Origin of the sequence: Aeromonas sp. BIGb0405 (assembly GCF_024807335.1) — a bacterium.
GTDB lineage: Bacteria > Pseudomonadota > Gammaproteobacteria > Enterobacterales > Aeromonadaceae > Aeromonas > Aeromonas rivuli.
Map to the genome: position 1 here is coordinate 1 of NZ_JANUEP010000014.1, position 15,157 is coordinate 15,157.

Consider the following 15,157-nt stretch of genomic DNA (forward strand, 5'->3'; position numbering starts at 1 on the left):
GCTACACCCTGAGCGCGACCATCGACAACGACAATAAGGCGGGGGCTACGCTGACCGAGTTTGATGACAGCGTGACCATCGCGGTGAACGGGGTGACTGGCACCAGTGGCAGCGACCAGCTCATCGTGCGCATCGTGGATGATGTGCCGGTTCAACCGGTAGAGCTGAATACCCGGGTAGAAGAGTTTTCTAACCCTGGTACCAATCTGATGATCATATTGGATACCTCGGGCAGTATGGACTTCGATGCAGAGGCACCTGGATTTGCTACCCGGATGGCCGTTGCCAGGGCTTCCATCCTGCAACTGATCAGCGACTATGACGATCTGGGCAATGTGATGGTGCGTCTGGTGGGGTTTGCCAGCACGGCGACCACCAACTTCCTCGGCTCGGGGGATATCTGGTTGACGGCAGCTCAGGCACTGGATGTTATCGATGACATTACCGATACCTTGGGTAACGGCGGCACTGATTATGACGATGCTTTGATCAAGGCGATGGCGGCATATGATTCGGCAGGGAAGATCATCGGCGGACAGAGCGTGCTCTATTTCCTCTCCGATGGTGAGCCTACCGAAAGCACCAGCTGGCCCGGTGTGGTCGGTACGGGAAACAACGGTATCAATGCGGCTGAACAGACTGCTTGGCAGAATTTCCTGACCAATAATGATGTCAAGGCCTATGCCTTGGGGATGGGGGGCGGGGCGACGGCGCCAGCATTGGAGCCTATCTCTTACAACGGCGCTACGGGAACAGATCAGCCTGCCATCATAGTGACGGACCTGAGTCAGTTGGCCAGCACCCTCTCGGGGACTGTGCAAGTGCCGACTACGGGCAACCTGCTGATCGATGCTGGGGTGGCCTTTGGTGCGGACGGTCCTGCCGCCTTGCCCATTACCAGTATTTCCCACGATGCCGATGGTAACCCGGCGACACCGGACGTTATCTACACCACGGCTTATTCCGGCTATAACGCTACTACCCATGTGCTGACTATTCCGACTCATGGGGGGGGCACTCTCTCGGTCAATTTGTTGACCGGGGCTTACAGTTACAGCCTGTCGCTGGATGTGGCCAATGACTACACCGAAACCTTCCGTTACACCATCAGTGATGCCGATGGGGATGTGAAGACAGGGGTGTTGAATATGATCACCACGGATTCCAGTGAGGTCACCGTCTATGACAACAGCAATGAGGCGCTGGTGTATCAGATCATGGTGCCAGGGGTGACGACCCCTACAACCTTGGCGGATTTCCAGACGACGACCAATGGGAGCGGTACAGGATATAACCCCTGGATATATGCCACGTCTGGCGCCGGTACCAGCGTGATCGATTTGGGGTCAAGCACTATCGCTACGGCGGTTGCAGGTAATGTAGACAAGTGGGTCGTCAGCACCTTGAACAACACAACACTGGATGGCAGCGTGAGCAGTGGCGTATTGCAACTGGTCGACACGAATGATGATGGTGTGGGGGCTGCGCAGCTTATTACCCCCGAGTTTGTCACGAGTTCGACACTGGCGACAACGCTGAGCTTCCAGTATGACAGAGGCAATGTGAATAATAGCGATACAGTGACTTGGAACCTCTATAAGTTTGATGGTGCTAACTGGATTCAGCTCTCCGGGACTGGCTTGAGTGGTACTCTGTCCAGCGATCCTGGTGCAATGACCACGATCACGACGACCACATTGGATACAAACACTCGTTATCGGGTCTATTTCTCGGTCAATGATGGTGCGGGTAACAGTGACTCCACCTTGCAACTGGACAATATCAGACTCAACATTACAGCCGCTGCCACCGCCGCCATTGCCATCATGGCTGCTCAGGGCAATGTGCTGACCGATCCCAACCACAACCCGTACAGCAGCGATCCCTGGGGGGCGGTAGATGCGCTGGGCAGCGAGCACGCTGTGCTCAAGATCTGGAATGGCAGCAGTTATACCTCTGTTACCACCAGTCAGACGGTTGCCGGGCTCTATGGTTCCCTCGAGATCCACAGTGATGGTGCCTACACCTACACTCCCAACTCGAACCTGAGTAATGTCGGCCAATCTGAAGTCTTCACCTATCAGGTGATGCAGAACGACGGGGATCAGGACACCGCCCAGTTGACCATCAACATTGGAGCCACAGCTGCCGCTGTGCCGACTCCGATAGAAGGCACCGGTGCTGATAACAACCTTAACGGAACGGCAGGCGATGATGTGCTGTTGGGTTATGGCGGTAATGACACCATTCATGGCAATGGGGGTCATGACCACATAGAAGGGGGCGCTGGGAACGATACCCTGTATGGTGATGCAGGCAATGATGCCCTGTTGGGAGGGGGGGGTACCGATATCCTGGATGGCGGCATCGGCAACGATACGCTGATCGGTGGCCTGGGTGCAGATACCCTGACCGGTGGCGCCGGGCACGATACCTTCAAGTGGCTGGCTGGCGAGGGCGATGGCAGCATCGACAAGATAGCCGACTTCACCCTAGGGTTGAGTGGCAGCAATGCCAACAGCGATGTGCTGGACTTGTCCCAGTTGCTGGTCGATGTGCCTGCCAGCGCCAACAACAGTGTCTTGGCCGGTACGCTCAACAGTTATCTGACCTTTGATACGGCCAATAACACGCTGACCATAGACACCAATGGTGGTACTGCAGGCGGGGATCAGTTGACTGTGCTCTTCCAGAATGCACCTAGCTTCTCTTCTGGTTCCAACCAGGACATCATCAAGCAACTGCTCGATGATGGTAACCTCAAGGTGGATCCGCATCCGTAGACAGCATGTACAGAGGGCGGGCTTGCCAGCCCTCTGTTGCTGACACGGGAAGGACGTTAAGATAGGCAACATTGACGTAGTGAGGAAGATATGGGGCCCTTTAACTGGATTGACATTGATGGCATTCGCTATAGCTGGGACGGGCAGGACAATATTGTCTGCTCCGGCCGCTTTGCCTATCAGACCCAGCTCGATGGCAGCAGCCTGACCGGGCTTGAAATAGAGAACGAAGATGGTGAGGCCGCCGGGGTATTGAACGTCGACTTTGCCGCTATGCAACTCTCCTTCGTCCCCTATGTCGGTGTTGAATCCCCCCACATGGTGCTGCTCTGCGGCGATGGGCAGAGTCAGCAAGAGTGCTCGTTGCAGAGTATCACGGCTCCCCTGCATGATTTATTGGCCAGTCCCGATACGCAAGGATGGGACGCTTGGAGTGCTCCCATTGCCGCTGTGGAGGTGACGTCACCTGTTGAGGGACACATTCTGTCGTGGGACTCATTCCACTTCGATGAGGCCGACAGGCTGCCGGAACTGGCCGCCACACCGAATCTCTCTCAACCGCCAGCACAGGCGATCAACGAGATCAGCATTAGTCTGGACATGAGCAATCACGTGCTGGACTTTATCCCCCCCAGTCACGATATATGAATCTGCATCTGGCCCGTGCATAATGCCGCCATCATTCTGATTGAGGTGTTATCTATGTGGCGTTCCATCCTTTCCCTGTGTCTGATTTGCACCAGTGCAACCACCATGGCTATCGAGGTGCCTCAAGCCCCGCATCTGTTGGTGAGCGGCAATGCCGAGCAGAAGGTGGAGCCCGACATGCTGACCCTGCGTGTGGCCGTGACGGCGTTGGAGAAGAAGGGCATTGATGCCAAGCAGCAGGTCGACAAACGGGTTGCGGCCTTCTTTGGTCAACTCGAGGGGTTGGGCATCAAACGCAGCGATGTGGAGGCGGGCAATCTGGTGATCTCCCCCGAATATCAGTATCCGCAAAACCGTAAACCCGAATTGACCGGTTATCGTGCTCAGCGCCAGCTGGCAGTCAAACTCTATCAACTCGACAAGCTCAGCCAGCTGATGGACACCGCCCTCAAATCCGGGCTCGAGTCCGTTTCCCAGATTGAGTTTGGTTTGAAAGATCCCCAGGCTGCTCGCGAGCAGGCCAGAGTGAGTGCGGTACAAGATGCCAGAGCCAAGGCGCAATCCCTGGCCAAGGCATTTGGGGTGACCCTGGGCAAGGTATACAGCATCGAGTATCGCAATGCCGCGCCCATGCCGGTCTATGGCCGAGGGATGAAGATGGCCGCCATGGCGGCGGCGCCCGAGGCGGATGCCAGCTATGAGCAGCAGGAGATCAGCATCACGGACAATGTCGAGGCGGTGTTCCTGATCGATTGAGTCGGATCATCTCGCACAGCATATAAAAAGGGCTCCTATAGGAGCCCTTTTTGATGATGACGATGTGCGATCAGTGCAGGATCCGGGCCCGCAACGTGCCGTTGATCTCTTTGAGCTTGGCGAGGGCTTTCTCACTGTGCTCAGTCTCTACGTCGATCACCACATAACCGATCTCGCTGCTGGTTTGCAGGTACTGACCGGCGATGTTGATCCCCTCTTCGGCGAAGATCTGGTTGATCTGGTTCATGACACCAGGCTGGTTGCGGTGAATATGCAACAAGCGGCTGGAGCCCTTGTGACCAGGCAGGGAGACTTCCGGGAAGTTGACCGCGGACAGGGTGGAGCCATTGTCCGAGTACTTGACCAGCTTGCTGGCTACTTCCAGGCCGATGTTCTCCTGGGCTTCCTGGGTCGAGCCACCGATGTGCGGGGTGAGCAGCACATTGTCCAGGCCGCGCAGCGGAGTGAGGAACTCTTCATCGTTGGACTTGGGTTCGCTTGGGAAGACGTCGATGGCGGCGCCACTCAGGTGACCGCTCTTGATCACGTCGGCCAGGGCATCGATATCGACCACAGTGCCACGGGATGCGTTGATCAGGATGGCGCCTGGTTTCATCATGCGCAGTTGCTCGGCGCCGATCAGATCCTGAGTGGAGGCCGTCTCTGGCACATGCAGGCTGATGACATCGGACATGTTGAGCAACTCGGCCATGCTCGGTACCTGGATGGCGTTACCCAGGGAGAGTTTGTTCTCGATGTCGTAGTAATAGACCTTGAGGCCAATACTCTCGGCGATGATGCCAAGCTGGGTGCCGATGTGGCCATAACCTATGATACCGAGTTTCTTGCCACGCGCTTCTACCGAGCGGTTGGCCAGCTTTTCCCACACACCCCGATGGCATTTGGCATTTTTCTCGGGAATACCGCGCAACAACAGCAGTATCTCACCCAATACCAGCTCGGCGACCGAACGGGTGTTGGAGAAAGGCGCGTTGAAGACGGGAATGCCGCGTAGCTCGGCGGCTTTCAGATCCACCTGGTTGGTGCCGATGCAGAAGCAGCCGATGGCAAACAGCTTCTGGGCCGCGTCCAGCACCTTGTCGGTGAGTTGGGTACGTGAGCGCAGACCGACGAAGTGGACATCACGGATCCGTTCGATCAGATCCTCTTCGCTCAGGGAGGTTTTCAGGTAATCCACATTGGTGTAACCGGCGGCCCGGAAGGTTTCTACCGTGTTGGGATGTACCCCCTCCAGCAGCAGTACCTTGATCTTATCCTTGTCGAGCGAAAACTTGACGGTCATGGCGATCCCTCTAAATCAGTGCAGCTATGGTGTGTGAAGAAAACCGTAAAGTAGCAAAAACAACAGGCAGAGGGAATATTTGTGACGAAAGTCAAATTCTTTGAAGTTATCAACGATAGTTGCAAACGGTTGGCGGCAAGGGACTGACAGATAATAAAAAACGGCGCCATCAGGCGCCGCTATCAATGTCACTACCCGATTATTGGGTGATGACGCCGTCCGGTGTACCTATCAGTACTACGTCCGCCCCACGGTGCGCGAACAGTCCGTTGGTGACGACGCCGACGATGGCATTGAGCTGGTTTTCCAGCCCCTTGGCATCCGTGATGGCCATACCCTTGACGTCCAGTATGTCATTGCCGTTGTCGGTGATGACACCTTCACGCCAGACAGGGTTGCCACCGAGTTTGCGGATCTCGCGGGCCACGTACTCGCGCGCCATGGGGATCACCTCGACCGGCAGCGGGAATTGCCCCAGCACATCCACTGTCTTGGTGTTGTCGATGATGCAGATGAACTTGTCCGCCACGGCGGCGACGATCTTTTCCCGGGTGAGGGCGGCGCCACCGCCCTTGATCATGTCGCGGCTGCCATTGATCTCGTCGGCGCCATCCACATAGACGGAGAGGGCATCGATGTCATTGAGGTCAAACACCGGGATGCCGAAACCCTTGAGGCGCTCGGTGGAGGCCACGGAGCTGGATACGGCCCCCTTGATCTCACCCTTCATTGTCGCCAGGGCGTCGATAAAGTGATTGACGGTGGAGCCGGTGCCTACGCCGACTATGGTGCCGGGCACTACGTATTTGAGCGCAGCCCAGCCGGCCGCCTTCTTCATGTCATCTTGAGTCATGGTAGATCCTTAGGGGAAAAAGCGGGCGCATTATAGCCAAGAGTACTCTCGGGGGCGACCGTGGCGCTCACGTTATGAGGATAAAAAGCCCAAGATGTAAATCGTTTGCTTGTTTGTTGGGCAGACGGCCACCGATGCCACCGACAAAGGCGGAGTGGCGAGTCGTTTGTCACTCAACCGACTCGCCAGACTCATGTCGAGTGGCGCCCGATGGCATCATTGCAGCAGGCATTCTCAGCTTCGCGCGAAGCACCAGCGCCTGCTTGGGGTCAGGATCTCCGGCAGCGGCACGTCCCAACTCTCGCAGGGAATGGTGTCGACTCGCTGGCAGTCATGGGCAATACCCAGCGGCTTGGGCCCCAGTCGGTGCTGCTGCCAGGCGGTCAGGGTGCGATCGTAATACCCGCCCCCCATACCGAGCCGGTTGCCAGTCTCGTCGAAGGCAACCAGCGGCGTGCAGATAAGGTCCAGATTGGTGTGGGGCAAGACCTGCAACACATCGAGCTCGGGCTCGGCGATGCCAAAACGGTTCTGGGTCATGGGGCTGGTCGCCGTATAGCGCAAGAACAGGAGATGGCCCGGGTTGAAGGGGTGCAGCACCGGCAGATAGACCTCCTTGTGCTGTGCCCAGAGCCAGTGAATGAGCGGCAGGGTACTGAGCTCGCCGTCGTTGGCCAGGTAGAGGGCGATGCGCTTGGCGGTCAGCATGTCCGGATGCTGCTGGCACTGAGCCAGCAACTGCTGCGCCGCGACCTGTTGCTCGGTCTGGCTCAGGGCGCGCCTGCGCTGGCGGATGAGTTGGCGCAGGGATTGTCTGTCCGACATGGGAGGCTCCGGGTTGGATTGCGTGCCTCTACCTTAACAAGGGGAGCGCACAGGGCAAACGGCCTGGGATAAAAAAGCCGGGCACTGGGCCCGGCTTGGCAGGGATTGTCGGATCTCAATCCCGGCGCAGTTGATGCTTGATAACGATGGCGGCCAGGGCCGAGAGCGCCAGCGCCATGGGATAAAAACTCATGCTCACCACCGAGAGAGGAGAGAGGGCGAACACTGAGCCGAGCAGCAGGGCCTGGGCTCCCCAGGGGATGAGACCCTGCACCACGCAGGAGAAGATATCCAGCATGGAGGCGGCCCGACGTGGGGTGACCCCATGCTGTTCGGCCAGGTCCCGGGAGACCTTGGCGGCCACTATGATGGCGACGGTGTTGTTGGCGGTGCACAGGTTCGTGAGGCCCACCACCCCGGCGATGCCGAGCTCGGCGGCTTTCTCGTTCTGCTCGCCATCATGCTGGCGGGTGAAACGACGGATGAGGGCGCCGATGCGATCGCCAACCCAGGCCAATCCTCCCTGGCGCTCCATCAGGGCGCCGAGACCACCGATCAGCATGGAGAGCAGGAAGATCTCCTGCATGCCGGTGAAGCCCTGATAGATATCCTTGCTAAATTGGCCGAGGGAGTAACCCCCGAACAGCCCCACCATACCGGCGGCCAATATGCCCAGGCCAAGCACCACGAACACATTCACCCCGGCCAGTGCCAGCCCCAGGATCAGCAGATAAGGCATCACCTTGAACAAGTCCGGGCTGCCATGGGGGGCCGGTGCGTCGCCCACATTGCCCAGGGTGAGGTAGATCAGGATCACCAGCACGGCGGCGGGGGCGGCAATCTTGAAATTCTCGCGAAACTTGTCTTTCATCTCGCAGCCCTGGCTGCGGGTCGCGGCTATGGTGGTGTCCGAGATGATGGAGAGGTTATCGCCGAACATGGCCCCCGAGAGTATGGTACCCGCCATCAGCACGGGATCGATGCCGGCGGCCTGGGCGACGCCGAGGGCCACAGGTGCGACTGCCCCTATGGTGCCCATGGAGGTACCCATGGCGGTGGCAATAAAGGCGCAGATGAGAAACAGACCCGGCAGCAGGCACCAGCCGGGGATCAGCGACAGGCCGAGGGAGACGGTGGCGTCCACTCCCCCTGTGGCCTTGGCCACGGTGGCAAAGGCCCCCGCCAGCAGATAAATCAGGCACATCGCCATGATGTTGCTGTCACCAATTCCCTTGAAGAAGGTTTCAAGATTCTGGTTGAAGCTCTCCTTGCCGAGCAGCAGGGCCAGGATCACCGCAGGTAGCACGGCAACAGGGGCAGGCAGCTGATAGAAGGCGAACTCGACCCCTTGCAGAGTGAGCCAGGTGCCGGTGCCAATGAAGATGGCCAGGAACAACAGTAGAGGAAGCAGGGCGGTGGGATTAGGGACTCGTTGGTGCATGAGGGCCTCGGATGCGTGGAACATGACTCCTGTCATATGAACCGCATTGGGCGGCTGGCATCCTGCCACTCTGGGCCCATACCCTAGTGATTTGCCTCTCACGGGTCAAGATAGCCGTCCAGATGGATAAATATTAATGCATCTCGATTCTGATATATCGAAATATGTCGTCTTATATTCTGATATTTGAAAATTATCCGTTTATATGGCGGTGCCAAGCCGGGAGGCTCACGGGGCTTTTCAAAGGACGTCAGGGCTGGTAGAACTGTCCCTTTCCAAAAAACATGACAACAGATGAGAGGGTGGAGATGGACAATCCGATCCGTGTGGCCGTGATGGGCTGTAATGGTCGTATGGGCAAGGTGCTGCTGGAGGCCATCGCCAATGCTGAGGGGGTGGTCGTTGGCGCCGCACTGGAGCGACCGGGCTCTGTCGTGGTCGGTCTGGACGCGGGCGAACTCAATGGGCTGGGCCACCTGGGGGTGGCTATCAGCGACAGCCTGGACAAGGTACGGGATGAGTTCGATCTCATCATCGATTTCACTCGCCCCGAGGTGACCCTGGCCAATCTGGCCTTCGCCCGCGCCCATGGCAAGGCCATGGTGATAGGCACCACCGGCTTTGATGAGGCAGGCAAGCAGGCTCTGCATGAGGCGGCCCAGCACATAGGCATCGTCTTCGCTTCCAACTATTCGGTCGGTGTCAATCTGGTGTTCAAGCTGCTGGAGCAGGCCGCCAAGGTGATGGGAGACTACACCGACATCGAGATCATCGAAGGGCATCACAGACACAAGGTGGACGCGCCGTCCGGTACCGCGCTCTCCATGGGGGAAGTGGTGGCCAAGACCCTCGGACGTGACTTGAAAGAGTGCGCCGTCTATGGCCGCGAAGGGATCACCGGTGAGCGGGATCGCAACACCATCGGCTTTGCCACCATTCGTGCCGGGGATCTGGTCGGGGAGCACACCGTCATGTTCGCCGACATTGGCGAGCGGGTCGAGATCAGCCACAAGGCGTCGAGCCGACTCACCTTCGCCAACGGTGCGGTACGCGCCGCCGCCTGGCTAAGCAGGCAGCCAGTGGGCCTGTATGACATGCAGGACGTACTCAACCTGAAGTGAAGCAGATGACCCCGGGCGACCGGGGTTTTTTATGTGTGTTAAATAGGGCTTATGCTCTTTTTTTTCAACCAAGCGTCCATAACACTCACTCTTCCCCAATGCCCCCGATGATGGGGGCATGAGTTGTCACCGGAGGGTGAACGGCAAGCCCCTGTTTTTGGCCCTTGCTACGATTTTTTCACACGACTCTAAAAAGCGTAAAAATTCAACCAAAGAAAAACGTTTTCCTTTCATTTCATAAAAACAAGTACTGACAAATATGCTTTTATCGTGATTGAGATATTTTTTTTAATTTCTCAACTATCTGTTTTTGTTTGGTTAAATACTGAATTGTGTCGCCAGGGTGACTCAGGTGGGCAGTTTTGAACTCGTATCGGGATTTTCTTTTGTCGGCGGGGGTTGTAAATAGTAAAACTGCATAGATAATGGGTAATATTGCTTTTTTATTGAATTTAGATGCATTTATTTTGTTGAAAGACATTGAAATGACATCATTTTTGAGTAGAATGCGCCCAATTTGCCAGAAATCTGCCGGTTCAGCCCCCTGTTTCAAACAAGGTTCTGAGCCGCGACACCCAGGTAAATTGCTGAATTTAAAGCTAAATAACTGGAGGTTGTCTTGAATCACACTGCATTGCTAGTGCTGGAAGATGGAACTGTGTTCAAAGGCGTGTCGATAGGCGCCGAGGGATGTTCTGTTGGTGAGGTTGTTTTTAACACGTCGATGACGGGTTACCAGGAAATCCTTACCGACCCCTCATATTCCCGTCAGATAGTCACCCTCACATATCCACACATAGGCAACACCGGCACCAACAACGAAGATGAAGAGTCCGATCGGATCCATGCTCAGGGCCTGATCATCCGTGACCTTCCGATCCTTGCCTCCAATTTCCGCAATCAGCAATCTCTCTCCGATTACCTCAAGTCTCAAAACATCGTTGGCATCGCCGAGATCGACACCCGCAAACTGACCCGCATCCTGCGCGAGAAAGGTGCCCAGGCCGGTTGCATCCTGGCCGGCAAGCAGGTTGATGAGGCATATGCCCTGAGCCAGGCCCGCGCCTTCCCAGGCCTCAAGGGCATGGATTTGGCCAAAGAAGTGACCGTGAACGAGTCTTACACTTGGACCGAAGGGAGCTGGCAGCTGGGCAAGGGTCATGTCACCCCGAGCGAAAGCGACTTCAAATATCACGTGGTCGCCTACGATTTTGGCGTCAAGCGCAACATCTTGCGCATGTTGGTGGACCGTGGCTGCCGCCTGACCGTGGTACCGGCCAAGACCCCGGCCGCCGAGGTGCTGGCCATGAACCCCGATGGCATCTTCCTCTCCAACGGCCCCGGTGACCCCGAGCCGTGCGACTACGCCATCGCGGCCATCAAGGCCTTCCTCGAGACCAACACCCCTGTGTTCGGCATCTGCCTGGGTCACCAGTTGCTGGGCCTGGCTTCCGGTGCCAAGACGGCGAAGATGAAGTTCGGCCACCACGGTGCCAACCACCCGGTCAAGAGTCTGGATGACAATACCGTGATGATCACCGCCCAGAACCACGGTTTTGCGGTGGATGAGACCTCGCTGCCCGATTGCCTGCGTGCCACCCACGTCTCCCTGTTCGACGGCTCCTTGCAAGGCATCCATCGCACCGACCGTCCGGCCTTCAGCTTCCAGGGTCACCCCGAGGCGAGCCCGGGTCCCCACGACTGTGCCGGTCTGTTCGACCACTTTATTGAATTGATCAAGCAGTATCGCGCTTAAGAGGAAAAGAGAAGCCATGCCAAAACGTAACGACCTACAGAGCATCCTGATCCTCGGCGCCGGCCCCATCGTCATCGGTCAGGCCTGCGAATTTGACTACTCCGGCGCCCAGGCTTGCAAAGCCCTGCGCGAGGAGGGATACCGCGTCATCCTGGTGAACTCCAACCCGGCCACCATCATGACCGACCCCGAGATGGCCGATGCCACCTACATCGAACCCATCACCTGGGAAGTGGTGCGCGAAATCATCAAGAAAGAGCGCCCGGACGCCATCCTGCCCACCATGGGCGGCCAGACTGCACTGAACTGTGCGCTGGATCTGGAGAAGCACGGCGTGCTGGCCGAGTTCGGGGTCGAGATGATCGGTGCCACCGCCGATGCCATCGACAAGGCCGAAGATCGCCGCCGCTTCGACATCGCCATGAAGAGCATTGGTCTCGAATGTCCCCGTGCGGGCATCGCCCACAACATGGAAGAGGCCTGGGGCGTGCAGCAGATGGTCGGCTTCCCCTGCATCATCCGTCCCTCCTTCACCATGGGTGGCTCCGGTGGCGGCATCGCCTACAACACCGAAGAGTTCGTCGAGATCTGCGAGCGCGGTCTGGACTTGTCGCCGACCAAGGAGCTGCTCATCGATGAGTCGCTGATTGGCTGGAAAGAGTACGAGATGGAAGTGGTGCGGGATCGCAACGACAACTGCATCATCGTCTGCGCCATCGAAAACTTCGACCCCATGGGTATCCACACCGGTGACTCCATCACGGTCGCGCCAGCCCAGACGCTGACCGACAAGGAGTATCAACTGATGCGCAATGCCTCCATGGCGGTGCTGCGCGAGATCGGTGTCGAGACCGGTGGCTCCAACGTCCAGTTCGGCATCAACCCGAAAGATGGCCGCATGGTCATCATCGAGATGAACCCGCGGGTATCCCGCTCCTCCGCGCTGGCCTCCAAGGCGACCGGTTTCCCCATTGCCAAGATCGCCGCCAAGCTCGCCATCGGTTACACCCTGGACGAGCTGATGAACGACATCACCGGTGGTCGCACTCCGGCCTCCTTCGAGCCGGCCATCGACTACGTGGTCACCAAGATACCGCGCTTCAACTTCGAAAAATTTGCCGGCGCCAACGACCGTCTCACCACCCAGATGAAATCGGTCGGTGAAGTGATGGCCATAGGTCGCAACTTCCAGGAGTCACTGCACAAGGCGCTGCGCAGCCTCGAAACCGGCAAGACCGGCTTCGATCCCATGGTTGACCTCAATGCCCCTGACTCCCTGACCCGCATCCGTCACGAGCTGCAAGAAGCGGGCTGCGACCGGATCTGGTACATCGCCGATGCGTTCCGCGCCGGTCTCTCCATGGATGGCATCTTCAAGCTGACCAAGATTGACCCCTGGTTCCTGGTGCAGATTGAAGATCTGGTCAAGCTGGAAGAAGAGGTGAAAGAGCGCGGCATGGCTGGCCTGGACGCCGACTTCCTGCGCGCCTTGAAGCGCAAGGGCTTCGCCGATGCGCGCCTGGCCAAGTTGCTGGGAGTGGCCGAGGGCGAGGTGCGCAAATTGCGCGCCCGTCACAACATCTTCCCGGTCTACAAGCGGGTCGATACCTGCGCCGCCGAGTTCGCCACCGACACCGCCTACATGTATTCGAGCTATGACGAGGAGTGCGAGGCGGCCCCGAGCAATCGTGACAAGATCATGATCATCGGCGGTGGCCCGAACCGTATCGGTCAGGGCATCGAGTTTGACTACTGCTGCGTGCACGCGGCCCTGGCCCTGCGCGAAGACGGTTACGAGACCATCATGGTCAACTGCAACCCCGAGACCGTCTCCACCGATTACGACACCTCCGACCGCCTCTACTTCGAGCCGGTGACCCTGGAAGACGTGCTGGAAATTGTGCGGGTCGAGCAGCCCAAGGGCGTCATCGTCCAGTACGGCGGCCAGACGCCGCTCAAGCTGGCGCGAGCATTGGAAGCGAACGGCGTGCCCATCATCGGCACCAGCCCGGACGCCATCGACCGTGCCGAAGACCGCGAGCGTTTCCAGACTGCCGTCGAGCGTCTGGGCCTCAAGCAGCCGGAAAACGGCACCGTCACTGCCCTGGAGCAGGCGGTACTGACCGCCGAGCGGATCGGTTACCCCCTGGTAGTGCGCCCCTCCTATGTGCTGGGTGGCCGCGCCATGGAGATCGTCTATGACGAAATCGACCTGCGCCGCTACTTCGCCGAGGCGGTGAGCGTCTCCAACGAATCACCGGTACTGCTGGACCGTTTCCTCGACGACGCCACCGAGGTGGACGTGGACGCCATCTGTGACGGCGTGGATGTGGTCATCGGCGGCATCATGGAGCACATCGAGCAGGCCGGTATCCACTCCGGCGACTCCGGTTGCTCCCTGCCGCCCTACACCTTGTCCAAGAAAATTCAGGACGAGATGCGCGAGCAGGTACGCAAGCTGGCGCTGGAGCTCGGCGTGGTCGGCCTGATGAACGTGCAGTTCGCGGTGAAAGATGACGAGATCTACCTCATCGAGGTGAATCCCCGTGCCGCCCGTACCGTGCCCTTCGTCTCCAAGGCGACCGGCGCGCCCCTGGCCAAGATTGCCGCCCGTGTCATGGCCGGTCAGTCTCTGCAGGCGCAAGGTTTCACCACCGAAATCATCCCGCCCTACTACTCGGTGAAAGAGGTGGTGCTGCCCTTCGCCAAGTTCCCGGGGGTGGATCCGCTGCTGGGGCCTGAAATGCGCTCCACCGGCGAGGTGATGGGGGTGGGCAACAGCTTCGCCGAGGCCTATGCCAAGGCCCAGCTGGGTGCCAGCCATGCAGTGCCCAAAGAGGGCCGCGCCCTGTTGTCCGTGCGTCACAGTGACAAGGAGCGGGTCGTCGATCTCGCCGCCAAGCTGCTGGAGCTGGGTTATGAGCTCGATGCCACCCACGGCACCGCCGTGGCCCTGGGCGAGGCGAGCATCAACCCGCGTCTGGTCAACAAGGTGCACGAGGGTCGCCCGCACATCCTGGACCGCATCAAGAACGGTGAGTACACCTATATCGTCAACACCGCCGAAGGGCGGGTGGCGATCCAGGACTCCAAGCAGCTGCGCCGTGGCGCCCTGCAGCACAAGGTGGCGTACACCACTACCCTGAACGCCGGTTTCGCGACCTGCATGGCCATCAGCGTCGATGCCACTGCCAACGTGAACTCGGTGCAGGAGCTGCACGAGAGAGTTAAAAACCGCTAATGGTCGAGGGGGCGACTCCCCGGCCAGTTGAGGGTCAGTGCGAATGAGTAATGACAAACCCCGCCAGTGATGGCGGGGTTTTTGTTTTGATGGCGGGCCGGAGTGCTCGGTGAGTCCAGACACGATATCGACGAGGAGAAAAAAGACACATCTCAGTAGAGCGTGGATCAAATACACCCTTAACTTCTCTTTAAGTAGACAATGATTGCGCATTTTTGGCAAAAGGGCCGCATCTTCGCAATCACTCACCCCGATTGCCTCTATATACTGGTCCCTCATCACATAAGGTCGTCTGCGCCTGCAACAGCGGGGTGCGAGAGGATCAGGGCCCGCTGCCAACCCGGCAGCGCAGGTCGGCCCCTCTTATCAGGAGGCGCCACAGGAAACCGGTTGTGGGGTTACCACCCGCGCAACCGTCAGGGCCAGCGTT

At 58.3% G+C, this 15,157-nt stretch carries 10 protein-coding genes; 6 read left to right on the top strand and 4 right to left on the bottom strand.

Features of this window, described 5'->3' with window-relative positions:
- From M2366_RS18375 to M2366_RS18385, 3 genes are all read left to right on the top strand, one after another.
- Positions 1-2,783, top strand: a 2,783-nt coding sequence (locus tag M2366_RS18375) for a VWA domain-containing protein (RefSeq protein WP_259270360.1), incomplete at its 5' end; no start/stop codon positions are given.
- A 90-nt stretch (positions 2,784-2,873) separates the two neighbouring features.
- Positions 2,874-3,431 (top strand): hypothetical protein, encoded by a 558-nt coding sequence (locus M2366_RS18380; RefSeq protein ID WP_224430710.1) that lies wholly within the window; start codon positions 2,874-2,876, stop codon positions 3,429-3,431.
- A 54-nt stretch (positions 3,432-3,485) separates the two neighbouring features.
- Complete coding sequence (locus M2366_RS18385) at positions 3,486-4,187, top strand: SIMPL domain-containing protein (RefSeq protein WP_042042283.1); 702 nt, start codon at positions 3,486-3,488, stop codon at positions 4,185-4,187.
- A 70-nt stretch (positions 4,188-4,257) separates the two neighbouring features.
- On the opposite strand, the gene serA is transcribed toward M2366_RS18385, so the two are convergent.
- The 4 genes from serA to M2366_RS18405 all read right to left on the bottom strand — a co-directional run bounded on the left by serA (position 4,258) and on the right by M2366_RS18405 (position 8,633).
- On the bottom strand, positions 4,258-5,490 hold the full coding sequence (gene serA, locus M2366_RS18390) for a phosphoglycerate dehydrogenase (protein ID WP_042042282.1): 1,233 nt from the start codon (positions 5,488-5,490) through the stop codon (positions 4,258-4,260).
- A 199-nt stretch (positions 5,491-5,689) separates the two neighbouring features.
- Positions 5,690-6,343, bottom strand: coding sequence for a ribose-5-phosphate isomerase RpiA (gene rpiA, locus M2366_RS18395; protein ID WP_259270361.1), 654 nt, complete (start codon positions 6,341-6,343; stop codon positions 5,690-5,692).
- 234 nt (positions 6,344-6,577) lie between these two features.
- A complete protein-coding gene (locus tag M2366_RS18400) occupies positions 6,578-7,168 on the bottom strand; it encodes a 5-formyltetrahydrofolate cyclo-ligase (protein ID WP_259235854.1) in 591 nt (196 codons plus the stop codon).
- Positions 7,169-7,283: 115 nt separating this feature from the next.
- Entirely contained in the window at positions 7,284-8,633 is a 1,350-nt protein-coding gene (locus tag M2366_RS18405; RefSeq protein WP_259270362.1) for a Na+/H+ antiporter NhaC family protein, read from the bottom strand.
- A 284-nt stretch (positions 8,634-8,917) separates the two neighbouring features.
- Between M2366_RS18405 and dapB the strand changes: the two genes are divergently transcribed.
- The 3 genes from dapB (at position 8,918) to carB (ending at position 14,727) form a co-directional block, all read left to right on the top strand.
- A complete protein-coding gene (dapB, locus tag M2366_RS18410) occupies positions 8,918-9,730 on the top strand; it encodes a 4-hydroxy-tetrahydrodipicolinate reductase (RefSeq protein ID WP_042042278.1) in 813 nt (270 codons plus the stop codon).
- Positions 9,731-10,349: 619 nt separating this feature from the next.
- Positions 10,350-11,486 (top strand): glutamine-hydrolyzing carbamoyl-phosphate synthase small subunit, encoded by a 1,137-nt coding sequence (gene carA, locus M2366_RS18415; RefSeq protein WP_224430705.1) that lies wholly within the window; start codon positions 10,350-10,352, stop codon positions 11,484-11,486.
- Positions 11,487-11,502: 16 nt separating this feature from the next.
- The gene (gene carB / locus M2366_RS18420; RefSeq protein ID WP_042042276.1) at positions 11,503-14,727 is read left to right on the top strand and encodes a carbamoyl-phosphate synthase large subunit; all 3,225 of its coding nucleotides are present in this window, start codon (positions 11,503-11,505) and stop codon (positions 14,725-14,727) included.
- Positions 14,728-15,157 lie beyond the last annotated feature (430 nt).

Coding starts and splice junctions, on each gene's coding strand:
- M2366_RS18380 (WP_224430710.1), top strand. CDS start 2,874: ATGGGGCCCTTTAACTGGATTGACATTGATGGCATTCGCTATAGCTGG.
- M2366_RS18385 (WP_042042283.1), top strand. CDS start 3,486: ATGTGGCGTTCCATCCTTTCCCTGTGTCTGATTTGCACCAGTGCAACC.
- serA (WP_042042282.1), bottom strand. CDS start 5,490: ATGACCGTCAAGTTTTCGCTCGACAAGGATAAGATCAAGGTACTGCTG.
- rpiA (WP_259270361.1), bottom strand. CDS start 6,343: ATGACTCAAGATGACATGAAGAAGGCGGCCGGCTGGGCTGCGCTCAAA.
- M2366_RS18400 (WP_259235854.1), bottom strand. CDS start 7,168: ATGTCGGACAGACAATCCCTGCGCCAACTCATCCGCCAGCGCAGGCGC.
- M2366_RS18405 (WP_259270362.1), bottom strand. CDS start 8,633: ATGTTCCACGCATCCGAGGCCCTCATGCACCAACGAGTCCCTAATCCC.
- dapB (WP_042042278.1), top strand. CDS start 8,918: ATGGACAATCCGATCCGTGTGGCCGTGATGGGCTGTAATGGTCGTATG.
- carB (WP_042042276.1), top strand. CDS start 11,503: ATGCCAAAACGTAACGACCTACAGAGCATCCTGATCCTCGGCGCCGGC.